At 67.7% G+C, this 24513-nt stretch carries 24 protein-coding genes; 8 read left to right on the plus strand and 16 right to left on the minus strand.

The genetic code is table 11. The features are described from left to right. Positions 1–9: 9 nt before the first annotated feature. Entirely contained in the window at positions 10–438 is a 429-nt protein-coding gene (gene azu / locus V9K91_RS01165; RefSeq protein ID WP_336442791.1) for an azurin, read from the minus strand. Positions 439–581: 143 nt separating this feature from the next. Here azu and V9K91_RS01170 point away from each other — a divergent pair, with 143 nt between their 5' ends. Further along, a complete protein-coding gene (locus tag V9K91_RS01170) occupies positions 582–1196 on the plus strand; it encodes an HAD-IA family hydrolase (RefSeq protein ID WP_336442563.1) in 615 nt (204 codons plus the stop codon). 141 nt (positions 1197–1337) lie between these two features. Here V9K91_RS01170 and V9K91_RS01175 read toward each other — a convergent pair whose 3' ends face one another. Continuing rightward, positions 1338–2567 (minus strand): acetylornithine transaminase, encoded by a 1230-nt coding sequence (locus V9K91_RS01175; RefSeq protein WP_249833050.1) that lies wholly within the window; start codon positions 2565–2567, stop codon positions 1338–1340. Positions 2568–2641: 74 nt separating this feature from the next. Between V9K91_RS01175 and V9K91_RS01180 the strand changes: the two genes are divergently transcribed. Together V9K91_RS01180 and V9K91_RS01185 are read left to right on the plus strand one after the other, a co-directional pair. Next, a complete protein-coding gene (locus V9K91_RS01180) occupies positions 2642–3514 on the plus strand; it encodes an ion transporter (protein ID WP_068853907.1) in 873 nt (290 codons plus the stop codon). Between the two features lie 328 nt (positions 3515–3842). Beyond that, complete coding sequence (locus V9K91_RS01185) at positions 3843–4127, plus strand: hypothetical protein (protein WP_336442564.1); 285 nt, start codon at positions 3843–3845, stop codon at positions 4125–4127. A 247-nt stretch (positions 4128–4374) separates the two neighbouring features. Here the strand turns inward: V9K91_RS01185 and V9K91_RS01190 are convergent, their stop codons facing one another. Next, entirely contained in the window at positions 4375–5217 is an 843-nt protein-coding gene (locus V9K91_RS01190) for an NAD(P)-dependent oxidoreductase (protein WP_095363577.1), read from the minus strand. An 86-nt stretch (positions 5218–5303) separates the two neighbouring features. On the opposite strand from V9K91_RS01190, the gene V9K91_RS01195 reads away from it, so the two are divergent. Then, the gene (locus tag V9K91_RS01195; RefSeq protein WP_307106274.1) at positions 5304–5996 is read left to right on the plus strand and encodes a hypothetical protein; all 693 of its coding nucleotides are present in this window, start codon (positions 5304–5306) and stop codon (positions 5994–5996) included. 13 nt (positions 5997–6009) lie between these two features. On the opposite strand, the gene V9K91_RS01200 is transcribed toward V9K91_RS01195, so the two are convergent. After that, positions 6010–6225, minus strand: coding sequence for a hypothetical protein (locus V9K91_RS01200; protein ID WP_336442565.1), 216 nt, complete (start codon positions 6223–6225; stop codon positions 6010–6012). 61 nt (positions 6226–6286) lie between these two features. Further along, positions 6287–6949, minus strand: coding sequence for a serine/threonine-protein kinase (locus V9K91_RS01205; protein ID WP_336442566.1), 663 nt, complete (start codon positions 6947–6949; stop codon positions 6287–6289). Positions 6950–7005: 56 nt separating this feature from the next. Between V9K91_RS01205 and V9K91_RS01210 the strand changes: the two genes are divergently transcribed. Then, complete coding sequence (locus tag V9K91_RS01210) at positions 7006–8994, plus strand: bifunctional DedA family/phosphatase PAP2 family protein (RefSeq protein WP_336442567.1); 1989 nt, start codon at positions 7006–7008, stop codon at positions 8992–8994. A 53-nt stretch (positions 8995–9047) separates the two neighbouring features. On the opposite strand, the gene V9K91_RS01215 is transcribed toward V9K91_RS01210, so the two are convergent. The 3 genes from V9K91_RS01215 to V9K91_RS01225 all read right to left on the minus strand — a co-directional run bounded on the left by V9K91_RS01215 (position 9048) and on the right by V9K91_RS01225 (position 11967). Then, positions 9048–9659 (minus strand): LON peptidase substrate-binding domain-containing protein, encoded by a 612-nt coding sequence (locus tag V9K91_RS01215; RefSeq protein ID WP_336442568.1) that lies wholly within the window; start codon positions 9657–9659, stop codon positions 9048–9050. A 10-nt stretch (positions 9660–9669) separates the two neighbouring features. After that, on the minus strand, positions 9670–11034 hold the full coding sequence (gene mpl, locus V9K91_RS01220) for a UDP-N-acetylmuramate:L-alanyl-gamma-D-glutamyl-meso-diaminopimelate ligase (RefSeq protein ID WP_093533630.1): 1365 nt from the start codon (positions 11032–11034) through the stop codon (positions 9670–9672). Positions 11035–11403: 369 nt separating this feature from the next. Further along, positions 11404–11967 (minus strand): adenylate kinase, encoded by a 564-nt coding sequence (locus V9K91_RS01225; RefSeq protein ID WP_068853913.1) that lies wholly within the window; start codon positions 11965–11967, stop codon positions 11404–11406. Between the two features lie 139 nt (positions 11968–12106). On the opposite strand from V9K91_RS01225, the gene V9K91_RS01230 reads away from it, so the two are divergent. Continuing rightward, the gene (locus tag V9K91_RS01230; RefSeq protein ID WP_249833055.1) at positions 12107–13363 is read left to right on the plus strand and encodes a 6-phosphofructokinase; all 1257 of its coding nucleotides are present in this window, start codon (positions 12107–12109) and stop codon (positions 13361–13363) included. 62 nt (positions 13364–13425) lie between these two features. On the opposite strand, the gene V9K91_RS01235 is transcribed toward V9K91_RS01230, so the two are convergent. Next, on the minus strand, positions 13426–13929 hold the full coding sequence (locus V9K91_RS01235) for a hypothetical protein (RefSeq protein WP_095363572.1): 504 nt from the start codon (positions 13927–13929) through the stop codon (positions 13426–13428). Between the two features lie 351 nt (positions 13930–14280). Between V9K91_RS01235 and V9K91_RS01240 the strand changes: the two genes are divergently transcribed. Then, positions 14281–16308, plus strand: coding sequence for a sodium-translocating pyrophosphatase (locus V9K91_RS01240; protein WP_068853916.1), 2028 nt, complete (start codon positions 14281–14283; stop codon positions 16306–16308). 164 nt (positions 16309–16472) lie between these two features. Here the strand turns inward: V9K91_RS01240 and V9K91_RS01245 are convergent, their stop codons facing one another. Beyond that, positions 16473–16835 carry a YbaN family protein gene (locus V9K91_RS01245; protein ID WP_068853917.1) on the minus strand — a complete coding sequence of 121 codons (363 nt, stop codon included), beginning with the start codon at positions 16833–16835 and terminating at the stop codon, positions 16473–16475. A 28-nt stretch (positions 16836–16863) separates the two neighbouring features. Next, positions 16864–17451, minus strand: a complete 588-nt coding sequence (locus V9K91_RS01250) for a biliverdin-producing heme oxygenase (protein WP_336442569.1) — start codon at positions 17449–17451, stop codon at positions 16864–16866. A gap of 182 nt (positions 17452–17633) precedes the next feature. Here V9K91_RS01250 and V9K91_RS01255 point away from each other — a divergent pair, with 182 nt between their 5' ends. Next, positions 17634–17879 (plus strand): DUF2789 domain-containing protein, encoded by a 246-nt coding sequence (locus V9K91_RS01255; RefSeq protein ID WP_068854771.1) that lies wholly within the window; start codon positions 17634–17636, stop codon positions 17877–17879. A gap of 40 nt (positions 17880–17919) precedes the next feature. Here the strand turns inward: V9K91_RS01255 and V9K91_RS01260 are convergent, their stop codons facing one another. The 5 genes from V9K91_RS01260 to V9K91_RS01280 form a co-directional block, all read right to left on the minus strand. After that, positions 17920–20844 carry a TonB-dependent receptor gene (locus V9K91_RS01260; protein WP_095363570.1) on the minus strand — a complete coding sequence of 975 codons (2925 nt, stop codon included), beginning with the start codon at positions 20842–20844 and terminating at the stop codon, positions 17920–17922. A 134-nt stretch (positions 20845–20978) separates the two neighbouring features. Further along, entirely contained in the window at positions 20979–21941 is a 963-nt protein-coding gene (locus V9K91_RS01265) for a FecR domain-containing protein (protein ID WP_095363569.1), read from the minus strand. Between the two features lie 76 nt (positions 21942–22017). Beyond that, entirely contained in the window at positions 22018–22518 is a 501-nt protein-coding gene (locus V9K91_RS01270; RefSeq protein ID WP_095363568.1) for an RNA polymerase sigma factor, read from the minus strand. Between the two features lie 54 nt (positions 22519–22572). Continuing rightward, positions 22573–23241: a glutamine cyclotransferase gene (locus V9K91_RS01275; RefSeq protein WP_336442570.1), complete on the minus strand. Its 669-nt coding sequence runs from the start codon at positions 23239–23241 to the stop codon at positions 22573–22575. A 44-nt stretch (positions 23242–23285) separates the two neighbouring features. Further along, complete coding sequence (locus V9K91_RS01280) at positions 23286–24509, minus strand: helix-turn-helix domain-containing protein (protein ID WP_336442571.1); 1224 nt, start codon at positions 24507–24509, stop codon at positions 23286–23288. Positions 24510–24513 lie beyond the last annotated feature (4 nt).

The raw sequence follows: 24513 nt of genomic DNA on the forward strand, positions 1-24513 counted from the left end.
TGTTCGGCATCAGCCGAACACAAACCTGCCTTTCATCATCGCGAAGTGCCCGGGGAACGAGCAGAAGAACGTGTAGTCCCCGCCTTTGCGCAATGCCGCGGTAGGGAACGTCACGCTGGTGCTCTGCCCGCCGCCGATCACCGCCGTATGTGCCAGCACACGCGGATCCTGCTTCGGCAGGTAGCTGTCGGCCAGCGTCATCCGCATGCCCGCCAGCGCCACCGGCTGGTAGTCCGCCGCCTGGGTCAGCACCCAGTTGTGCCCCATCGCCGTGGCCGCCAGCTTGCCGGTGTGGCGCAGGGTCAGCTTCACCTGGCTGCAGTCGCCGGCCACTTTGATCTCCTTGCTGCTGAAGCTCATCTGGTCGGTGCTGTCGATGCTGACCGCACACACGCGTGCCTGTGCGACGGGCGCCAATGCCAACCCTGCCAGGATCATGGGGACAAACAGGTTCACGGCGTTCTCCATCCTTCAGTCACTGCAATTCTAGGCAGCTCCACCAAGGGCGTGGTGCGACGGGATGTCGCAGCGAACCCCGACAGTGCGGTAACGTCGGCTGTCGCTTCGCACATGAGTGGAACATGCCGGTTGCCCTGGACTGCCTGCTGCTGGATTTCGATGGCGTGCTGGTCAACTACGCGCGGCACCTGCGTGTGCGCCACCTGGCCGAGTCCTGCGGATGCACGCCCGCACAGGTGCACGCGGCACTGTTCGACAGCGGACTGGAACAGCAGTTCGATCTGGGGCTGGACAGCACGCGCTACCTGCAGCTACTAAGCGATGCACTCGGCGTGACCATCAGCCTCGCCCAATGGCAGGACGCGCGCATTGCCGCCTCACCGCCGCAGACCGGCGTGGTCGAGCGCGTGCAGCGCATCGCGCAGGCGATGCCGATCGCCATCCTCACCAACAACGGCGCACTGATGGCGCAGACCATTCCGCGCATCCTGCCTACGCTGGCGCCGATGCTGGAAGGGCGCATTCTGTGCAGTGGCGAACTGGGCGGGCGCAAGCCAGACCCGGCGGTGTTCCTGAAAGCGGTGGAACGGCTCGACGCACGTCCCACCCGCACCCTGTTCGTCGACGACCTGTTCGTCAATGTGCGCGGCGCGCGCCTGGCCGGGCTGCCAGCCGACACCGCGCGCGACAGCCGCAGTTTCGGCAAGCTCATGCACCGGTTCGGCATCAACGCCTGATGCAGGGCAGCCGACTAACAGTCGGCTCTACCCCCAACGGGACGGCAACGCCGACGTGTAGAGCCGACATGTAGAGCCGACGTGTAGAGCCGACTGTTAGTCGGCTGCTCTTACTCGGCACCGTCATTCGGCGGCCCCTCCTCAACGCGACGCGACGAACGACTGCACCGCAGCCCGCAACCGCTTCAGACCTTCGGCAATCTCTTCATCGCTGATGTTCAACGCCGGCACGAACCGCAGCACATCCGGCCCGGCCTGAAGCGTCAGCAGCCCATGATCGGCAGCATGGTCCAGGATCGCCCCGGCCTGCCCGGTGAAATCCTTGTCCAGCACCGCGCCCAGCATCAGGCCGCGGCCGCGCACCTGGCTGAACACCTTGAACTCGTCATTGATCTTCCCCAGCCCATCGCGCAGCGCCTGCGACTGGCAGCTCACGTTGCGCGCGATCTCCGCCGAGGAAAGCTTGCGCAGCGCCACGCGCGCCACCGCCGCCGCCAGCGGGTTGCCGCCGAAGGTGGTGCCGTGCGCACCGAACTGCATGGTCTCGGCCACCTTGGGGCCGGCCAGCATCGCGCCGATCGGGAAGCCGCCCCCCAGCGCCTTGGCCAGGGTCACGATGTCCGGCTTGATCTCGTCCTGCCAGTGCGCGAACAGGGTACCGGTGCGGCCCATGCCGACCTGGATCTCATCGAGCACCATCAGCGCGTTGTGCTGGTCGCACAGCTCGCGGATGCGCTTCATGAAGCCCGGCTTGGCCGGCATCACCCCGCCCTCGCCCTGGATCGGCTCCAGCATCACCGCAGCGACGTCGCCGGCGGCCATCGCCGTTTCCAGCTGCACTTCATCGTTGAAGTCCACATAGCGGAAGCCACCGGGCAGCGGCTCGTAGCCTTCCTGGTACTTCGGCTGCGCAGTTGCGGTCACCGCCGCCAGGGTGCGGCCATGGAAGCTGCCACGGAAGGTCACGATGACGCGCTGGTGGGCCGGACGGCCCTGCGAGGAGGCCCACTTGCGCACCAGTTTGATCGCCACTTCGTTGGCTTCGGCTCCGGAATTGCACAGGAACACGCGCTCGGCGAAGCGCGAGGCGGTGACCAGCTCCTCGGCCAGGCGCAGGGGCGGTTCGCTGTAGAACACGTTGCTGGTGTGCCACAGCTTGCCGGCCTGTTCGATCAGCGCGGCCTTCAGGTCCGGATCGTTGTGGCCCAGGCCGCACACGGCAATGCCGGCGGCCAGGTCGATGAACTCACGGCCCTGGTTGTCCCAGACGCGGGCGCCCTGGCCGCGTTCGAGCACCACCTGGCGCGGCTTGTACACCGGCAGGTAGTAATGCGACAGGGACAGGAGCGGATCGGGGGCAGCAGCGGTCATGGCGGTCAGGGGTCCGAGGGGTCCGGGAAGGGGGTCCATTCTCCCCCTCCACCGGCTGGGGCACAATGCGGCCCATGCACCCCCTGCGCGCCCCCCAGCTGAACCCCGCCACCGACTCCGGCTGGCGCCGGACCTGGTTCGACATCATCTACCGCCACGACACCCGGCCGTCGCGCAATTTCGACCTGCTGCTGGTCTACGCCATCATCGCCAGCGTGCTGGTGGTGATGTTCGACAGCGTGCAGCGTTTCCATATCGAACATGCCAGTTGGCTGTACGTGGTCGAGTGGGGGTTCACGATCCTGTTCACCGCCGAATACCTGCTGCGGCTGGTGGTGGTGAAGCGGCCGCTGCGGTATGCCTTCAGCATCTGGGGCATCATCGACCTGGCCTCGATCCTGCCCACCTACCTGTCGCTGTTCATTCCCGGTGCGCAGAGCTTGCTGGTGGTGCGTGCGCTGCGCATCCTGCGCGTGTTCCGCATCCTCAAGCTGACCCGCTACATTGAAGAAAGCGGCGTGCTGATGGAGTCGCTGTGGCGCAGCCGGCGCAAGATCCTGTTGTTCCTGTTCACGGTGATCACCATCACGATCATCGCCGGCACCCTGATGTACGTGATCGAAGGGCCGAACCATGGCTTCACCAGCATCCCCAGCGCGATGTACTGGGCGGTGGTGACGATGGCGACGGTGGGCTTTGGCGACATCGTGCCGCAGACGGTACTGGGCCGCTTCGTGACTTCGGTGCTGATCCTGATTGGCTACAGCATCATCGCCGTGCCTACCGGCATCTACACCGCGGAGCTGGCCAATACCATGCGCGATGCCGAACGCGCGTCCAAGCGCGATGCGCGCGGGTGCCCGGCGTGCGGACTGGAAGGGCATGAGCCGGATGCGAAGCATTGCCGCCAGTGTGGGGAGCGCCTGCCGGAGCCGATGAACACGTAGAGCCACGCCCTGCGTGGCCTTGTCGTTGCCGTACAACCTTGTCTGACGGGCGTCCTCCTCGCTGCGCGCGATCGCAGGGCAGCGACCGGCGCTACTGATGGGTACACGCGAGGAAGGATCGAGGTGACGTGCCGAGGGATGATTGAAATATGGAAGGTCTCCCTCGTACGGGTGAGGAGAATCCGGTGTCAATCCTCACGCGCGCGCCCTTATGTTCCCGACGCAGAATCCCCCTGCCCATCCAGCGTCCCGCCCACGCACCCTTGCCATACCATTGCAGGCGACGTTGGGAGACGCGCACACGCGACGGTCGAACGTTCAGATCAACTTGAAGAACGTGTCGTCCACCTTTCTCGACTACCTCTCGACACCATCAGCCAAGCCGGCATCCACCCCTCGCTCGTGGTGCGAACATTTCGTCTTCATCCAGGACGACGGCCCACGGTTCTGCGATACGCGCGCTGACAGGCGGCTGACGCGGGAGGAGGAGATTTCGGTGAAGCATTTCGGAAACTATCTGGCCCAGAAGGGCATTGCCTCCCCGGACTTCCTGAAATCGGTTGACGGCATCAGTTTTATTCATGGCATTGTCCATAGCAGAAGGCGGGACTGATACGCGATGCGATGTCGGCTGTGGCCATTTCACCAGCGCGCCTGGAGCGCGCCGCGGCGCGCGATTGTGGTGAGCGGCTGCCGGAGCCGATGCACACGTAGGGACCGTCAACGATTGCAGGATTGCCTGAAAACAATGGCAAACGTCACCAAGCTTGAAGCTAACATGTCCGCCGTTCGCGACTCCATCGCCGAGGTTATGACCAATCGCGACAAGAGTTTCACCGAAACGCCATAACCAGCGCCTCTCAGTCCAGGAACAGATCGGGCATCAGCGGGCGCGTCGGATCTACGGCATAGCCGGTCAGGTCCGTGATGCCGGCTTCGGCCAGTACCTCGTCATCCAGCAGGAACTGGCCGCTGAAACCCGCCGCCTCGCGGGTCAGGACCGCGTGCGCGGCGTCGGCCAGGATCTCCGGTGTGCGGCAGCCGCCCACGTCCACGCCGGGAATCATGTTGATTGCGTCAGTGGCGATCACCGTGCGCGGCCACAGCGCGTTGACGGCCACGCCCTGCGGCCCGAACTCTGCCGCCAGGCCCAGGGTGACGAAGCTCATGCCCATCTTGGCCAGCGTGTAACCGGTATGCGGGGCCCACCACTTTGGGTCCAGGCTCGGCGGCGGCGCCAGGGTGAGGATGTGCGGGTTGGGCGCCTGCAGCAGGTGCGGCAGGCAGGCCTGCGCGCACAGGAAACTGCCGCGCGAATTGACCTGCTGCATCAGGTCGAACCGCTTCATCGGCGTATCCAGCGTGCCGCGCAGCCAGATCGCGCTGGCGTTGTTGACCAGGATGTCGATGCCACCAAAGGTATCCACGGTGGCGGCCACCGCCGCGCGCACCTGGTCTTCTTCGCGGATGTCGCACTTCAGTGCCAGGCCCTGCCCGCCCGCAGCGGTGACCGCTTCGGCGGCGCTATGAATGGTGCCCGGGAGTTTCGGATTGGGGACCGCAGACTTGGCGGCGATCGCCACGTTGGCGCCATCGCGCGCAGCGCGCAACGCAATTGCCAGGCCGATACCGCGCGAGGCGCCGGTGATGAATAGGGTTTTCCCTTGCAGACTGGCCACGTCGATCAACTCCTGCGGTCTCATGATCGGCCAAGTATGCCGCGCCCACGCGCAATTGACCGCCCCTTGACGATAGTTATTGCCCCGGTTACTGCTGCGAGGTATTCACCATGCGCCGTTCCCGCTGTTTGTTCATTGCCCTCGGCGTGGTCCTGGTCGCCACCGCCTGCCAACGCGAGCCCGGCGCCTCCGCGCCCGATGCAGCACCTGCTGGCACCGCCAGCATCCCCACCGCCCAATCACCCGCCAACGGCACCCTGCGCTGGAGCAACGCGGTGGTCTGGAGTGGCGACCTCAATGCCTGCCGCCAAGGCGAAGCCGCGGCCACCCGCGAGTGCTTGATGAAGGCAATGCTGGCCGGTGGTGCAAGTGACGATGCCGTCACCGCCGCCGAGCAGCTGAGCAGTGCCGGCGAGCTAGCCCATGTGGTCGCCTGGCATGACCAGGATGGTGTCGGCGTGGCGACCGTCAACTACCCGTTCCGCGCCAACACCAACGAAGGCACGCGGCTGATCGATGCCAGCGGCAAGCGCATTGACGTGGACAATGTGCAGCTGGACGACACGCTGCGCGCCGACCCAGCCGTACAGGCGCTGCTGGCCACCGATCCGCAGGCGACACCGTTCGCCCCGGCGCAGGCGGCGGGCACCGCACCGCTGGACGGCGGCGGCGTTCGCCTGCTGTACCGCACGCCACTGCGCGAGTGCCATGCCTGCCCCGACCTGGGAAGCGTGCAGATGGGCTATGACTTCGACGCCAAGCGTAATTTCATCGCGCAGCAGCTGGTGCCCGTGGCACCGTAAGCATGTTGGTGCATCAGAGTCCGTAGAGGGAATCGAAAAACTCCCTCCAGAGCCGTGCAACCCGTTGTCGTGCCCCGCGACCCAGCGCGGCAGCAACGGTTGCGACCGCTGCGCATGCCAAGAGAACACCACACACCATCAGCCCCATCCAGCCGGGCATGGCGGAATACGCCCAGATGCCGAGCGCGAGCGCTGCCAGTGCGAGGGCTATGTGGACGGTCTTGTGCATGGTTAATTCCCTTATCCCAGGAAGCCTGCGCCGCTCCATGTCCGGTACCTGCCACGCCAGGTCACGGCTTCGGCCCCTGCCCCTCGTTGTCTTCCCAGTGCAGGATCTTCCGGGTCACGAACCGGTACACCGGCTTGCCGGTGCGGAACCACAGGTCGCGCACCCACGAGTGGCGCTTGAGCACGCGCTTTTCCACCGGGGTCAGTGACTCGCGGCAGTACATGCGCTTGTGCTTGAGCAGGTGGCGCAGGTCTTCGCGGGCCAGCAGGCGCATCCAGCGCGAGCGCGGGTTGCCGATCACGGCCAGCTGGAAGTCGATCAGCGCTGGGCTGCCGTCTTCGCGCACCAGCCAGTTCGCTTCCTTGGCCAGGTCGTTGTGGGCGATGCCGTGGCGGTGCACCTTCTGCAGCAACCGGCGCGCGGCGCGGAAGTAGGCTACGTCGCCACGCGGCGGGCGCTGGTACATCGCGTCACCGGCCATGAAGCTGCGGTCCAGCCAGCGGCCGTTCCAGGCCAGCAGCGCCGGGGTGTCGGGCATGCCATTCAGATGCGCCAGCGCGCGGGCTTCACGCCGGGCCAGCCACCAGGCCGGCAGCCGCAGCCACCACGGGGTGGCGCCCAGGTCGCGGCGGACGAAGCGCGTGCCGCCCTCCTCCATCAGCAGGATGCGGCCAAAACTGTCGGCCTTGAGGGCGTGTGCGGCAGGCGGGAGCGGGCGATTCATGCCGGCCATTCTAGCTGGCCGGGAGTCAGTCACTTTGGCCACTCTATAATACACCGATGGACTCGTCATGGATCGATGCCACGCTTGCGTGGATCTCAGCTCACCCCGTGCTTGCCGGTGCGGTCATCTTCCTCATCGCCTTCTGCGATGCCGTCATCGTGCTTGGCGCCATCGTGCCCGCGCTGCCGCTGCTGTTCGCGGTGGGCGTGTTCATCGGCCTGGGCCAGATCTCGGGACCGTACGCCGTAGCGTGCGCGGCGCTGGGCGCGTTCGCCGGCGATGGCATCAGCTACTGGATCGGCCGGCGCTGGGGTGACCGGCTGCGCGGCTTCTGGCCGTTCAGCCGCTACCCCCAGCTGCTCGACCGTGGCGAGACGATGTTCCGCCGCAATGCCTTCAAGAGCATCCTGGTGGCGCGCTATGTAGGCGCGATCCGTCCGTTCGTGCCCGCCATCGCCGGCATGATGAACATGCCGGCCATGCGTTATGTGCAGGCCAGCGGCATCGCCAGCCTGTCCTGGGCGGTGCTGTTCCTGGCCCCGGGCTGGGTGCTGGGCGAGGCCTACGACGCGGTGGCCGCCGTGGCCGGGCGGCTGGTGATGGTGCTGGCATTGGTTGGCGTGGTGATGGGCGTGGTCTGGGCGATCGTGCTGTACGGCTACCGCTGGTCGGCCGCGCGCATGGACAGCTGGCTGGCCGGCCTGCTGCGCTGGTCGCAGCGCCACCCCACCCTGGGTCGCTACTCGGTGTCGGTGTTCGACCCGCAGCGCCGTGAATCGGTCCCGCTGGCGATGCTGGCATTGATGCTGCTGTTGCTGGGCTGGTGCTGGTTCGCCTTGCTGATGGCGGTGGTGGCCCACGGCGAACCGCTCAGCCTGGACCTGGCCGTGCACCAGGCGATGCTGGCGCTGCGCAATCCGCTGGCTGATTACCCGATGGCGGCGCTGGCCTCGCTGGGTGCCTGGCCGGTGCTGCTTCCTGCCACGGCAGTCACGATGGGCTACCTGATCTGGCGCCGGCGCTGGATGGCGGCCGCGCACTGGCTGGCCGCACTGGCCTTCGGGCTGGCGCTGACCAAGCTGCTGGGCGCCACGGTGACCGTGGTGCGTCCGCCGGGGGCGAGCAGCGGCTTCGGCTTCCCGTCGGTGTCGGTGACCATGGCCACCATCACCTTTGGCTTCTTTGCGGTACTGATCGCGCGCGAGCTGCCCGGCCGCACCCGTGTGTGGCCGTATCTGCTGTCGGGCATCATCGTCAGCCTGATCGGCTTCTCGCGGCTGTACCTGGGCGCGCACTGGCTGAGCGACGTGGTCGGCGGGATGCTGTTCGGCATCTTCTGGCTGCTGGTGCTGGGCATCGCCTACCGCCGCCGCTTCAACCGCTCATTCTGGGTCAAGCCGGTGTCGTGGCTGTTCTACGGTACTTTCACGGTGGCCGCGCTGTGGTATGCGCCGCGCAATACCGAGGCGAAGCTGGAGCGTTTCGAGCCGGCCCAGCCGGCGCCGGCCAATGTGGACGCGCAGGACTGGTGGGGCAGCCAGTGGCGCGCCCAGCCTTCGCGCCGCAATGAATTCGATGATGACCAGCGCTGGCCGCTGGACGTGCAGGTGGCCGGGCCGCTGGCGCCGCTGCGCGAGCGCCTGGAAAGCCAGGGCTGGCGCGTGCAGCCGCAGGCCGGTTGGGAACAGGCGCTGCTGATGCTGGACAAATCGGCCACCCCGGACGAAGTGCCGGTGCTGCCGGCCACGCTGGATACGCAGGTCGAATCGCTGCTGCTGCTGCGCCCGGGCAATGCGCCCAACGAGATCTTCGCGCTGCGCCTGTGGCCGGCCGCTACCCAGCTGCAGCCGGGCGACCAGCCGCTTTGGCTGGGCAGCGCGCAGACGCTGCACTACCAGCACTTCCACCTGATCGGGATGTGGCGGCCGATGCGCGGCATCGATCCGTCGCTGAAGGCGGTGCGCGAGGCGCTGGAAGGGTTGCCGCAGGAGGTCGGAACGCATCCTGAAACCGGCATGCCGGTGTTGCGGGTGCGGACGTATTGAGGGCGATCACGACCAACGGTCGTGATCTACCGGCCGGGGTCACCCGGTTCGGGTTACCAGTTCTCGTCGATCGGCGTTGAGTTGGCCGGCATCCAGCGCAGCAGTGCGTCAAGACGCTCGTGCGGGTCGTCGTGCTGCAGCAGCTGCAAGCGCTGCGATTCCTCCAGCGGCAGCAGTTCGGCCAGCCGCCAGCCGACCCAGGCGGCCTGGTCCAGCAGCGCCGGATGCGCGGGCGCGAACGCGGTGCCGGCCTGTTCGATGATGTGGCCCAGCACGGTGGACAGCAGCGCATGTTCCGGGCGCAGTTCGTCGTCGTGGTCGGGCGTGCTCCATTCCACCTCGGCCATGATCAGGCCGTTGTCGCGCACCCGCACCTGGCGCACATGGAACCGGCGATGGCCGCGCAGGCGCAGCACCAGCACGCCGTCGTCGCCCATGTCGAAATCGTCGATGCGCGCTTCCACCCCGTGCGCGGCCGGGATGGCCGGAGCCCCGACTTCATCACCGTCCAGGATCAGGCAGACCCCGAAGTGGGTGTTGTTGCGGCTGCACTCGCGCAGCATGTCCAGGTAGCGGCGCTCGAACACGCGCAGGCCCAGCGTGGCGCCGGGCAGCAGGACCGCGTGCAGCGGGAACAGCGGCAGCGTGGCAACGGAATCGGTCATGGCCAACCGATCACCGCGCCTGCAGCTGGGCCAGGAAGCGGCGCGGCGCGCCGTCGAAGCCGCCATTGGACATGAACACCACGTGGTCGCCCGGCTGCACGGTGTCACCGAGTCGTGCCAGCAGTGCGTCGGTATCGGGCACGGCGTGCGCGTCGCCGCGCACGGCGGCGATCACGCTGGCCGCATCCCAGGCCAGTTCCGGCCGGTGCAGGAACACCACCGCGTCGGCCAGCGCCAGCGAGGGTGCCAGCGCATCGGCGTGTGCGCCCAGCCGCATCGAGTTGCTGCGCGGCTCCATTGCGACCACGATGCGGCGCTGGCCGATCTTGGCGCGCAGGCCTTCCAGCGTGGTGCGGATGGCGGTGGGATGATGGGCGAAATCGTCGTAGACCGTGATGTCGTCGGCCACGCCGATCACTTCCATGCGCCGCTTGACGCTGCGGAACTGCGCCAATGCCGGGATCACGCTGGCCGGCGCAACGCCTACCGCGTGCGCGGCCGCCAACGCGGCCAGGCCGTTGAGCACGTTGTGGCGGCCCAGCAGCGACCAGCGCACTTCGCCCAGCGCCACGCCACGGTGGTGCACGATGAAGGCGCTGCCGTCGGCATTGACCAGTTCGGCATGCCATTCCAACCCGGGATCGAAACCGAAGCGTTCCACCGGCGTCCAGCAGCCCATCGCCAGCACTTCGGCCAGGTAGGTGTCTTCGCCGTTGACGATCAGCCGTCCGCGCGCGGGCACGGTGCGCACCAGGTGGTGGAACTGGCGCTGGATCGCGGCCACGTCCGGGAAGATGTCGGCGTGGTCGTATTCGAGGTTGTTGAGGATGGCCACCAGCGGGCGGTAGTGCACGAACTTGCTGCGCTTGTCGAAGAATGCGGTGTCGTACTCATCGGCCTCCACCACAAACTCGCGGCCCTGCCCCACCCGTGCGGACACACCGAAATCCTCGGCCACGCCGCCGATCAGGAAGCCCGGCTCACGGCCGGCGGCCTGCAGCAGCCAGGTCAGGATGGTGGTGGTGGTGGTCTTGCCATGGGTACCGGCCACGGCCAGCGTGTCGCGGCCCGGCAGCACCTGTTCGGACAGCCACTGCGCGCCGGAGATGTAGCGCTGCCCGGCATCCAGCACCGCTTCCACGGCCGGGTTGCCACGCGACAACGCGTTGCCGACCACGACTTCATCGCAATCGCGGGCCACGCTGTCGGCGCGATAGCCCGGGTCCAGGGCGATGCCCAGCTGTTCCAGCTGGGTGGACATCGGCGGATAGATCGCCTGGTCGCTGCCACGGACCGTATGGCCCAGTTCCCGCGCCAGGGCGGCCACGCCGCCCATGAAGGTGCCGGCAATTCCAAGAATGTGGATCGTGCTCATCACCCGATTGTCGCCCAAAGCCCACTCTGAAGGGGAGACGCAAAGCATGTGGGGGGTAGCCCCCTGAGTCAGGGGGCGGCCGCGCAGCGGCCAGGGTATGGAAGCAGACAATGGGGCCCGCTGTTTGCAGAGCAGACTGTGGGACGACAGCGCGCGGCTTTACGCGTGCTGTCAGGGAATTCCCGATAGCGGTGTACTGTGAACACGTACACAATTCAGCGCGCCAGCCGCACTACCCCCGATGGTCCTACTCCCCAAGAGGCCGTCCCCAGGGGGGGCTCATGGTGTGGGGCCCTGAGCAGGCCCGATCGCTGGCGCTCTACACCGCACGCCCGGTTCCGATAGGACCGGGCGTGCGCGTGTAGGTTGTCAGCGCTTGAGCGCTGCCTGGATGCGCGCTTCCACGTCGGCAAGCTCGCCAACGCCATCAACGCGCGCCAGGGTGCCGCGGCCCGCATAGAAATCCACCACCGGCGCGGTCTGGTCGGTGTAGACCTGCAGGCGCTTGCGCACCGATTCGGGATTGTCATCGGCGCGGCCCTGTTCCTGGGCGCGGCCGGCAATGCGCTCGACCAGCAGTTCGCTCGGCACATCCAGCTGCACCACCGCATCCAGCGGCTGGCCGATCTTGGCCAGCACGGCGTCCAGCGCGTTGGCCTGGGCCACGTTGCGCGGGTAACCGTCCAGGATGAAGCCATTGGCCACGTCTGCCTGGCCCAGGCGCGATTCCAGCATGCCCAGCAGGATGTCATCGGACACCAGGTTGCCGGCATCCATCACGGCCTTGGCCTGCTTGCCCAGCTCGGTGCCGGCAGCCACTTCGGCGCGCAGCAGGTCACCGGTGGAAATGTGCGCAATGTTCAGGTGTTCCTTCAGGCGCGTCGCCTGCGTCCCCTTGCCCGAACCGGGCGGTCCCAACAGAACCAATCGCATCAACCTGACTCCAACTTGGTAAAAAACGGAAGGGCGCGCGCCCGGGATTGTCCACAATCACGCTGCACCGCAATACGCGCACTTTACCTCATACCGGTAATGTCCCTGCAATGTCCTTCCCCCCGACAAAGGTCCCACCATGTCCAAAGGTACCCTGCTGTACGCCCAGTCAGGCGGCGTCACCGCCGTCATCAATGCCACTGCCTCGGCGGTGATCAGCACCGCCAGGGCCAAGGGAATCAAGGTCTTGGCCGCGCGCAACGGCATCCTGGGCGCGCTGCGCGAGGAGCTGATCGACACCTCGAAGGAGTCGGCGGCGGCGATTGCGGCGCTGGCCCATACCCCCGGCGGCGCCTTCGGCTCCTGCCGCTACAAGCTCAAATCGCTGGAGGCCGACCGGGCCCGCTACGAGCGACTGCTGGCGGTGCTGCGCGCCCACGACGTGCGCTGGTTCCTCTACAACGGCGGCAACGATTCGGCCGATACCGCCTGGAAGGTCTCGCAGCTGGCCAAGGCCTTCGATTACGACCTCACCTGCATCGGCGTGCCCAAGACCATCGACAACGACCTGGCGGTGACCGACACCTGCCCGGGCTTCGGTTCGGCGGCCAAGTACACCGCCGTGTCGGTGCGCGAGGCGGCGCTGGACGTGGCGGCCATGGCCGAAACCTCCACCAAGGTGTTCGTGTACGAGGCCATGGGCCGGCATGCGGGCTGGCTGGCGGCTGCGGCCGGGCTGGCCGGAAACGGACCGGACGAAGCCCCGCACATCATTCTGCTGCCCGAGCGCGCCTATGATGAGGCCGCGTTCCTGGCCAAGGTGAAGCAGGTGGTGGAGCGCGTGGGCCACTGCGTGGTGGTGGCCTCCGAAGGCATCCAGACCGCCGATGGCCGGTTCGTGGCAGATGCCGGCGGCGGCAAGGATTCGTTCGGGCACACCCAGTTGGGCGGGGTTGCTTCGCAGTTGGCCGCGCGGGTCAAGGACACGCTGGGCTACAAGGTGCACTGGACCCTGCCCGACTACCTGCAGCGCTCGGCCCGGCACATTGCCTCGAAGACCGACTGGGAACAGGCGCAGGCGGTGGGCAAGGCGGCGGTGCAGTACGCGCTGAAGGGCCAGAACGCGGTGATGCCGGTGATCGTGCGCAGCAGCGACGCCCCGTACCGCTGGAAGATCGAGCCGGCGCCGCTGCACAAGGTGGCCAACCACGAGAAGAAGATGCCGGCCGGCTTCATCCGCCGCGATGGCTTCGGGATAACCGACAAGGCCCGCGCGTACCTGTCGCCGCTGATCAAGGGCGAGGCACCGCTACCCTACGGCACCGATGGACTGCCGAAGTACGTGACCCTCAAGAATGTGGCGGTGAAGAAGAAGCTGCCGGCATTTGAGGCGTAACGGGCCTGCGGACACTGTGGAGCCACGCAGTGCGCGGCTCTACGGGCTTTTTGTTGCGCGCATTACGGGCAGGCCTTGCCTTCCACGGTCATCTTCGCCGCGAACATCGGAATCTCCGCGATCTGGCCGGCAGCGGCCTGCTTCTTGGCGTCTTCCAGGTAGATGCGCGACTGGCCCTGGCCATCGAGCTGCAGCTTCTGTTCCATCGGCAGGCGCCAGACCCTCACTACTGCCTGCTGGGTGGGACAGGCCGCGCTGGGCACGCGGATCACGTCGTTGAGCTTCCAGCCTTTGGCTTCGCTGGGCTGCGCTTTGTCGAAGTCGACGAACTTTGCGCGTGGCTGGCACTGCTCGCTGGTGCGGGCGACCACGAACCGGTAGGGCTGCGCTGCGTCGCCGGTGAAGGTGCCTTCCAGGCGGGCACAGGCTTCGGGGATCTGGCGCAGGGTGTGGGTGACGTTCACTGCCTGTGCTGCGCCGACCGGGCGCTGGCGTTCGGGGGTTTCGGCGGCAGTAGCCGCCAGGGCAGGAAGCAGGGCCAGCAGGATGAGGTGGCGGGGGGACATGCGGGAAGCCTCCGTTGGGGTGGAGTGAGGGTGGCTTGGGAGGGATGAACGGTGTGGCAAGGGGGGCGCACGCGGGGCTGATGGGATTGCGCCAACCGCGGAGCCGACCAACGGTCGGCGCTACAGCCTCGTGCGCCTTGGATCAGGGCTTCGTTGGGCTGTTCGGCGCAATCGCTGGGCAGGGGCGATGATTTCACTGCATACTCGGGGGCACCAGGGATTGCTGAACAAAGCCACACGCTTGATGACCGGGTACGGTCTGAACGGGTTGGTCCATCGTTGCAGCCCGTTGTGCCCCGCGTGGTGAGGTTCGTCCGTCAACTGGATGCCATCCATCACCCGGGAGGGGACATGCTGGAACGTTATGGGCTTTCTCTGGCGCTGTTCTGCGCCATTCTCGCGATTCTCTACGGCATCGTGTCGGCACGCTGGATCCTCCGGCAACCGGCGGGCAATGCCCGGATGCAGGAAATCGCCGCCGCCATCCAGGAAGGCGCGCGCGCCTACCTCAACCGCCAATACCTGACCATCGGCATCGCCGGCGCGGTGCTGTTCGTGCTGGTCGGCATCTTCCTCAGCTGGTACACCGCGATCGGGTTCGCGATCGGTGCGGTGCTGTCCGGTGCGGCCGGCTACATCGGCATGAACGTGTCGGTGCGGGCCAACGTACGCACCGCCGAAGCGGCACGCAATGGCCTCAGTGCCGCCATGGACGTGGCATTCCGTGGCGGTGCGATCACCGGCATGCTGGTGGTCGGGCTGGGCCTGCTCGGCGTGGCCGGCTATTACGCGCTGCTGCTGCGGATGGGGCTGGACACTGCCGCAGCGTTGCACGCGCTGGTTGGATTGGCATTCGGCTCCTCGCTGATTTCGATCTTCGCCCGGCTGGGCGGCGGCATTTTCACCAAGGGTGCCGACGTGGGCGCGGACCTGGTCGGCAAGGTCGAAGCCGGCATTCCCGAGGATGACCCGCGCAACCCGGCGGTGATTGCCGACAACGTGGGCGACAACGTCGGCGACTGCGCCGGCATGGCTGCCGACCTGTTCGAAACCTACGCGGTGACGGTGATCGCCACCATGCTGCTGGGCAGCCTGATGATCGCCGAAGCCGGTCGCAACGCGATCCTGTATCCACTGGTACTGGGCGGGGTGTCGATCATCGCGTCGATCATCGGCGCGCTGTTCGTGAAGGTGAAGCCGGGCGGCTCGATCATGGGCGCGCTGTACAAGGGCGTGATCGTGTCGGGCGTGCTGGCCGCCATCGCCTTCTACCCGATCACCCTGCAGCTGATGCCGGACAACGCCCACGGGGCAACGAACCTGTACATCTGCGCGCTGATCGGGCTGGTGCTGACCGGGCTGATCGTGTGGATCACCGAGTACTACACCGGCACCCAGTACAAGCCGGTGCAGCATGTGGCACAGGCCTCCACCACCGGGCACGGCACCAACATCATCGCTGGCCTGGGCGTGTCGATGAAGTCCACCGCGCTGCCGGTGATCGCGGTGTGCCTGGCGATCTGGCTGGCGCACCTGCACGGCGGGTTGTACGGCATCGCCATCGCGGCCACCGCGATGCTGTCGATGGCCGGCATGATCGTGGCGCTGGATGCGTACGGGCCGATCACCGACAACGCCGGCGGCATCGCCGAAATGGCCGAGCTGCCACCGGAGATCCGCAACATCACCGATCCGCTCGATGCGGTGGGAAACACCACCAAGGCGGTGACCAAGGGCTATGCGATCGGTTCGGCGGCATTGGCCGCGCTGGTGCTGTTCGCCGATTACACCCACAACCTGCAGGCCGCGCACCCGGGTGAAGTGTTCGCCTTCGACCTGTCCGACCACACGGTGATCATCGGCCTGCTGATCGGCGGGTTGATCCCCTACCTGTTCGGCGCGATGGCGATGGAAGCAGTGGGCCGCGCCGCCGGTGCGGTGGTGGAAGAAGTGCGCCGGCAGTTCCGCGAGATTCCCGGGATCATGGAAGGCACCGGCAAGCCGCAGTACGACCGCGCAGTGGACATGCTGACCCGCTCGGCGATCCGCGAAATGATCGTGCCTTCGCTGTTGCCGGTCGCGGTGCCGGTGGTGGTGGGCCTGCTGCTGGGGCCGCGCGCACTGGGCGGCCTGTTGATCGGCACCATCGTGACCGGCCTGTTCGTGGCGATCTCGATGACCACCGGCGGCGGTGCCTGGGACAACGCCAAGAAGTACATCGAAGACGGCCACTTCGGCGGCAAGGGCAGCGAGGCGCACAAGGCGGCAGTGACCGGCGATACCGTCGGCGATCCGTACAAGGACACCGCCGGCCCGGCGATCAACCCGTTGATCAAGATCATCAACATCGTGGCGCTGCTGCTGGTGCCGTTGTTGTAACGGTCATGGTGCCGCGACACCTTACAGGGTGTCGCGGTATCGGTTTCGTTCGACGTTCCGTGCTACGCGCATGGCGGATTACGTGCACAGGATCATGGCTTTGACACGCATGGCGTGTCACTACGATCCATGGTCGCTCATGGGGTGTCGCCTGACCCGCACCATCACGGCAACGGCGTCGGCCGCGACAACACGTAGGCCGCGCTTGCGGCGAAGAACAGCCCGACGCCAAGCAGCAACGGCCACGACGGCCTCGCGCCCCAGCAGAACATCGCAAACCCGAATGCCATGCCGCCGGCGGCAAATGCCTTGCCCTTGCGACTCACCGCGCCCTGCTCGCGCCAGGCGCGCAGCGACGGGCCGTAGCGCGGATGCTCCAGCAGTTTGCGCTCGAAGCGCGGTGAGCTGCGCGCGAAGCAACCCACTGCCAGGATCAGGAAGATGGTAGTGGGCATCACCGGCAACAGCGCGCCGATCACCCCCAGCGCCACCATCACCCAGCCCAGGCAGAACCAGAGCCAGCGCATCAGCGCGACACGGCGCGCACGCCCCTGCTCATGCGAATTCCAGCTCCACGTGATCGTGCACGCTGCGGAACGCGGCATCGGCCGCATCGATCATCTGCTGCTCTTCGACTTCGGTGAGTACAACGCTGTCCAGCGCAGCGGTGAACTCGCGCCAGTGGCGTGCGGCACCATCGGGATGCGCGGCCAGGTGGCGTGCGCCGAAGTCCGCATCCAGGCCCAGCTGCGCGGCCATCTTGTACAGGATGGTGCCGCCCAGGTTGGAGCCTTCAGCCACGTACAACCAGCCCAGTGCGGCGGCCAGTGGCAGGTCCGGGTCCAGCCGCAGCGGCACCGGGGCCGGCAGGGTCTGTTCCAGATCGCGCAGGTCGCGGGTGACCTGCGGCAGCCGCCGGCGTTCGGCCAGGTCGGGCAGCAGCGCATCCAGCGCGGCGTTGGCGTACAGGCCATCGATATCGCGGTGGAAGCGGTACTGGACCCGCAGGAAGCGCGCGAACCGCCCACGGTCGGCGAAGATGTCGCCGGCCATGATGCGCTTGTCCAACGCGCCGTGGCTGTCTCGGGTGGCGGCCTTCAGGCGCTGGCTGCGGGTCGCTTCAAGGGTATCGGTGGCGTTCATGGCGTTCTGGCAGAAAGAAGGTGGCAGCGCCGGGCAAGGTCCGGCACAGGGATAAGACGCCTGTCGCGCAGACTACCCCAACCCGGATTGCCGGTGCTGCCCTCCCCCCCCATTCCGGCGATGCCATCCTCACCTTGGGGTGTTGATAATGGAGCATTCTTCCGCCCACAAGGATTGCCATGATGGACACCACCGAATCGCGCATGACCAACCTGTTCGAGCAGTTGGGGTTGGACTCCAGCCCGGAGGCCATTGCGGCGTTCATCCGGGCGCACCAGCTGCCCGGCGACGTGACCTTGGCCGAAGCCACTTACTGGAGCGATGCGCAGCGTCAGTTCCTGCGCGAAGAGCTGAAGGAAGATGCGGATTGGGCGATCGTGGTGGATGAGTTGAACGAGGCGCTGCACGCGGATGCGACCGCCCGATAGCGTACCCGCGAGCCGGGCAGAGCCCGGCTCGCGGGTTTTCTCAATACCGCCAGGTGACCGCCAGGCGCATGATCCGGCCCGGGGCCGGCATTACACCCAGCGCCAGCGGGTCGAGGTAGTAGCGGTCGGTCAGGTTGTCCACGTTGAAGTCGACCGCCAGCTGCTCGCTGGCCTGCCAGCTGGCGAACACGTCCACGATGGTCGCCGGCTGGTACAGCTGCTGGATCGCGGACAGGCCCACGTTCCATTCCTTGTCCAGTCTGCTGATTGGACCGCTGTTGTGGATCACGCGGGTACCGAAGCTCAGCCGCTGGTCCAGCAGCCGTGACCCCAGCGTCAGGTTGACCGTGTAGCGCGGCGGATTCTGGGTGTTGCTGTAGGACCCCTCGAACCCACCGTCGACGCAGTCCGGCGTGTTGGCCAGTTCTTCGTTCTTTCGCTGCACGCCGTATGCGCGGCGCTCGGCGGCGATGTCCGGGGCGCAGGTCTTGGCTTCGAAGTAGTAGTGCGCCGACAGATCGGCGAACACCTTGCCGGCGTCATAGCTGGACTGGAACTCCAGGCCGGAGACCTTGAAGCGGTCGATGTTGCGGATATAGCCGGCCGACAGCGTGCGGTAGTCGCGCGTGATCAGGTCGTCGATACGGGTGTTGAAGTAGGCCAGCTTGAACGCGGCCTGGTCGCCTTCGGCAAACAGATCATGGCGCACGGTGCTGGCGCCCACTTCCCAGGTGCCCGCGCGCTCGGGCTTGAGTTCGCCGCCCACCGGCTTGGCCGCGGTGAACAGGCCCAGGGTGCTTTCGAACAGGCTGGGCAGCTTCACGCCTTCGGCGTACTTGAGGTAGACCAGGGTGTCTTCATCGGCGTGCCAGGTGACGCTGGCGGTGGGCATGAACGCGTTGTCGGTGCGGCGGATCGGCTGCGACCAGGTCCAACTGGTGGGCACCACCAGGTCTTCGGTGGCGGTGACATCGTGGAAGTTCCAGCCGGTGATGTCGGCCACCGTTCCCTTCTTGTACGGCGAAGCCAGCAGCGAGGCCTCGGTGAACTGGCCGTTCGCATCCGGGTACCAGTTGAGCATGGCGATCCGCTGCGCGCGCCAGGCCGGCAGCGCCGGGTTGCCGTTGAGCAGCTGGGTATAGCGGTACTGGCCGATCACTTCCTCGGTTTCCGGCGTGGCCAGGCGGTTGCGGTCGTGGATGCTGACGCGGTTGAAGCGGCCACCCACCAGGATGTCCCAGCGCTCGCCCGGCTGCCATTTCATCGAGGCCACCGCGCTGTATTCCCTGCGCGTGGCATTGCGCAGGAAGCGGTTGTTGACCAGGTCGTCGTGCATGATCGGCGCGCTGTCGCCCGGGCCCACGTCTTCATCGCTGAAGGACAGCCCGTAGTCGAAGGTGAACAAGCCGGCGCTGTCGGTAGTCATCACCATGGTGTTGGACACGTCCAGGCCGAACCGCGTCTGGCTCATGTCGTTGCGGTAGGCATCCTTGTAACCGGGGTCGGTGTTGAAGGTCGGGCCGTCATACCATTCGGTGCGGCGGTCGAAGTACCACGGGGTGATGCCGGTCAGGCCGTTGTACATCAGGCTGTCGGCCTGGGTGTACCAGAGGTTGGCCTTCAGGTCGACGATGTCGTTGCCCGGGTTGAAGCGGTAGCGCAGGTTGTAGGCATCCAGGTCCACGCTGCCCGGCTCCCACTGCGGCACGCGGTCGCGGTCCACGCGGATGATCTGCGAGGCCATGATTTCACCCTGGCGGCCGCTGTAGTGGCGGTAGCCGGCCTCCAGCGTCTGCACGTCATCGATCCGCCAGGTGCCCTTGAGCAGCACCGAGTTGGACTTGGACGAGGTGTTGAACACTTCGGTGTTGGGCGGGTTCAACGGTGCCAGGGTGCGCCGGGTCTGCGGGAAATCGTCGTAGCCATGCTTGCCCGAATAGTAGTTGCCGGTATCGCGCCACGCGTAGGCCGCCACCAGGTCAAAACTTTCCCAGTGCTTGCCGCCGGCGATGTTGAAGAACTGCCCGCCGAGGCTGCTGCGGTCGGTACCGGGGGTGCCGTTGTAGGCGGGAAGGTCACGCGCGCTGCCGTTGGAGATGCCGCTGCGCACGCGCAGGCCGGCGTCCTGGCCGTCGCGCAGCACGTCGCCGATGTTCAGCGTTTCCATTTCCACCACGCCGCCGATGCCGCCCGACGCATTGGCGCCCAGGCTGGGGCCCTTGGTCACGGTGAGGCTGGAAATCAGATCCGGGTCGAGGTAGGTGCGCTGCGACTGGCCGGCATAGCCGCGGTAGGTGTCCATGGTGGACTGCCCGCCGTCGATGATCACCGGGATGCGGCTCTGGCCCTGGATGCCACGGATGTTGAGGTCCAACGCGTTGGCCGTGCGCGGATCGCCGGCGGTCACGCCGACCACGCCCCTGACGATGTCGGCGGTGGAGGTGCCACGGAAGCGCTCGAGGGTGGTCCGTGGCACGTACACACTCGACCCGCTGCTGCGGTACTGCTCGAGCGCACGCTCGGCGGTGCTTTCGGCGCTGGCCTGGTCACCGGCCACGCGCAGGGGCGCGGTGTGGATCACGCCATCCTCGCCCTGGCCGCGCGGCGCGCGCTCCAGGGTGACCGCGCCCGGCCCCAGCGCGCGTGGCGCCAGGCCGCTGCCCTGCAGCAGCTGCGCCAGTGCGGCCTGCGCATCCAGCGCACCATGCACCGCCGTGGAGCTGGCACCGTTGGCGAGTGCGGCCGGGTAGGCCACCTGCACACCGGACTGGCGCATGTAGCTGCGCAGCGCATCGGCCAGCGGTTGGGCGGGGATATCGAACGGGCGGGTGGCGGCCAGTGGGGCGGTGTCGCCGGACTGGGCCAGTGCCGGCAACGCGGTGGCCGAGGCCAGGCCGGCGGCCAACAACGCGGTGCACAGGCGGGACGGGCGCAGCATCGGCGCCGGTCGGGAAATGGGAAGCATGTTGAAACCTGTTGAGAGGCGATGCCGCGAAAGCACGGCTTCCCCGCACGGGGTGCGGGCGCTGCGACGTACGTGGCGGCGGCGGGTACGTTCGGGGGTAAGACGTGCGGGGCGATCCCTTCCCCAAGGCGCATTCAGCGCGCGGGGGTGGCGCTCACGATCGCCACGCCCATCGGCAGGCGGGTGATGCGCAGCCCGGCCGACATCGCCAGCGCATCCAGCGCCTGCTCGGGCTGGTCCACGCGCAGTGCGGCGTTGACGGCGGGCAACGACGACAGGTCGCCGCGCACGAACGTGGGGCCTTGGCGATAGCGCGCAATCTGCGCGACCGCATCGGCCACGCCGCTGGCATCGAGCAGCAGCTCGCCGTCGCGCCATGCGGCAATGCGGTCGGGGGCCAGGTCGTCATGGCGCACCACCCGGCCGCCAGGCGCAAAGCCGGCGCGCTGGCCAGCCAGCAGGTAGGTCCAGCCGCCGTTGGGCGAGGCCGCGACGCGGACCTGGCCCTGCGAGACTTCCGCTTCCACTCCCTGCGGGGTGCTGGCCACCGCGAACGCCGTGGCGATGTCCTCCACCACACCGGCCTGTGCGGTCACCTGGAACGGCTGGGCGCGCCCGGGCGCAACTTCGAACCAGGCGCGCCCGCGCAGCAGGCGGATGCTGCGGCGCTGGTCGTCATAGTCCACGGCAATCGCCGAATCGGCATCGAGCACCGCGCGGCTGCCATCGGGCAGGGCGAGCGTGACCACGTCGTGGCTGCTGCGGTAATCAGCACGCAGGCGCAACCAGGCTTCGGGTGACACCCACACCAGCGCCAGCGCGGCGGCAGCGGCCAGCACCAGGCGGGGAACGCGACGACGGCGGACATGCGGACGCTTCGCCCCCGCCGGCGGCTGCGCCACGGCCTGCCACAGCTGGCGCTCGTATTCGAACGCGCGGCGGTGCCCGGGCAGGCTGAGCCAGTGTTCGAAGGCCTGCATGCGTGGCGCGTCCACGGCGCCGGAGGCCAGCCACGTGATCCACGCCTGTGCCTGTTCGGCAAGCAGGTCGGGCGAGGTGGGCGCGGTCGGGTCGGTAGGCAGGTCGTGCGGGCTCATGGCTGGCAAGGATGCGGAGGGCAGCGCCGATACCATCAAGACGTGTGGGAACGGCACTTCCCCAAGCCCCCGCGCCTCACCGCCCGCTGCGCGCCCATGCCAGCCGCTGCAACGCAGCGCGCACATGGTTTTCCACGGTCGTGACCGACACGCCACGGCGCCGGGCAATTTCCGCCTGGGTCAGCCCCTGCAACCGGTTGAGGCGGAAGATCGTGCGGGTCGGTTCGGGAAGGTGGTCGGCGGCGGCGAGCACGCGCTGCAGCTCGTCCTGGGCCATGGCCTGTTCTTCCGTGGACAGCACTTCATCCGGCCCCCACAGGTAGTGGTCGGCCAACAGCCGCGTCTGGCGGCTGCGTTCCCGGCCCTGGTCGGTGGCCAGGTTGGTGGCCAGACGGTACAGATAGGCCCGCGGGTTGTCGATGGTCACCCCGGCATCCACCCCGCGCGCCTTGAACCAGATGGCCTGGATCACGTCTTCGGCGCTGCCGTCGCTGCCCAGTATCCGCTGCACCCGACGCAGCAGCGCCGGGCGTTCGCGGATCAACAGGTCGGTCAGGGTGGATGCGTTGGAGGACATGCAGAGGTGGCCCGGTGCGGCGGCATCTTACCCCTCAAATGAGAATGCGTCACGTTAAGCGCGCGGCCGGCGCACCGCCCGCACCTTGCCGCTGCGCCCGCCGCCGGCGTAGAACAGGCCCGCGCCATCGGCCTCCAGACCGCTGACATGCATGCCCTCGGGCATGCGCAGCTGCTCCAGCACCTGCCCGCTCTGGGCATCCACGCGTCGGATGTCGCTGCGTTCGCCGTCGTCGGTGCCATGCCAGAGCTGGCCATCGACCCAGGTCACGCCGGTGACGAAGCGGTCCGATTCAATCGTGCGCAGCACCTCGCCCGTGGCCGGATCCACCTGGTGGATGCGGCGTTCGCGGTATTGCCCCACCCACAGGCTGCCTTCGGCCCAGGCCATGCCCGAATCGGTGCCGCCGCCAGGCGCGGGAATCGAGGCCAGCACGTTGCCGGTCTGCGGGTCGATCCTGTCGATGCGCGCTTCGGCGATCTGGTAGAGGTGGGTACCGTCGAACGCGGTGCCCGCATCGCAGGGCACGGCCAGCGTGCGTACCGGGGCGCCGCTGTCCGGATCGAAGGCCAGCAGCGCCGGGCCGGTGGCGGCCCAGACATGGCGGCCATCGAAGCTGACACCGTGGATGCAGTCGGCGCCGTCAAAGGGACCATATTCGCGGGCCACCTCGGCGTCGTGCACGCGCGGGGCAGCGGCGGGGTTCAGCGTTGCAGTGTTCATTGCAGCATCTCCTGGCACATCGGAAGGGGTGCCTGGCAGCCACCCTAGTCGCCCGGCAGCGCGGCCGGGAGTAACAAGATCGTCGTGAATCCGGACAGCGGCATGGCCCACCAGCGTTGCGTGCGCCCGCGCCCGGTCGCGCGTGCCTGGCCGGTGCTTTCCAGCGCCGCCAGCGCGCGCTGCACCGTGCGCTGGCTGGCCCCCAGCGCCAAGGCCAGTGCCGAACTGGACCAGGCCGCCCCATCGGCCAGCAATGCGGCAACGGCGCCCTGCTCGCCTTCGATCGGTGGCGCCAGCACCACCACCGCGATGCCGGGCGCGGCTATCAGCCGGTAGCCGTTGGCGGTCGCTTCCACCGACAGCAGTCCCTTCACCGCAGCGCGGACGCGCCCCATTTCCACCCGGAGCCGCGCGCGGTGGCTGTCGTCGCCATTACGAGTGCGGAACACCTCGGCAATCAACACGTCGCGGTCTACATCCCCCGGCCACGCCTGGCCGACGGCACGCAGCAGCGCAAACAGCAGCGGCCGGCGCGCCAGTGACCGCCAGCGCCCTCCCAGCCACACGCCGCGCCGGCAGCCATCCACCACACAGGCCGTTGAGGCCAGCAGGTCCTGCACGGCCTGGAGATCCAGCAGGCGGTCAGCGGCCTCCCGGGCCACCCGGCGTGCCGCCGGCTGGGCCAGATGGCGGCGGGCCTGCACGACCTCTGCGTGCAGGGCGCCGATGCCCGACGCCTGCGCGGCGGCCGCAGCCGCCTCCAGCGCCGCCGTCGCCTGCGACACCCGCAACGCGCGCGCCGCCAAGGCCGCTTCGGCCAGCCCGGCCATGGCGGCCAGGGCGGGCGTCAGCGCCCTGCCCTGCACCTTCGCCAAGGCCGATTCGGCCTCCTGCCGACGCCCGAGCAACAGCCAGCGGCGGGCCAGGATCAACCAGGCCTGCAGCGCATTGTGCGGATCGCCGCGCTCCTCCAACGCATGGGCGGCGGCCAGCAGCGGCGCGGGGGTTTCGGCAAGATCCCGCAGCGCCAGCCCCACTTCCGCCTCCGCCACCACGCAGCGCGCCCGGGCCAGCACCTCATCGGCGCCAAAGCCGCGGTGGGCCAGCCGCAGCAGTTCCCGGGCCCGCTGCAGCTCGCCCAGCTGGGCCATGGCCACACCGCGCAGCGCCAGTGCCGGCGGGTCGCTGCGCAGGGCCACGTGGCCCAGTGCGGTCAGTACGTCGCCAGCGGCAAGGGCGCGCGCGGCGGCGGCGAGCAGGGAGTCCATGCGC

The organism is Stenotrophomonas sp. CCNWLW57, from assembly GCF_037203925.1.
GTDB lineage: Bacteria > Pseudomonadota > Gammaproteobacteria > Xanthomonadales > Xanthomonadaceae > Stenotrophomonas > Stenotrophomonas rhizophila_A.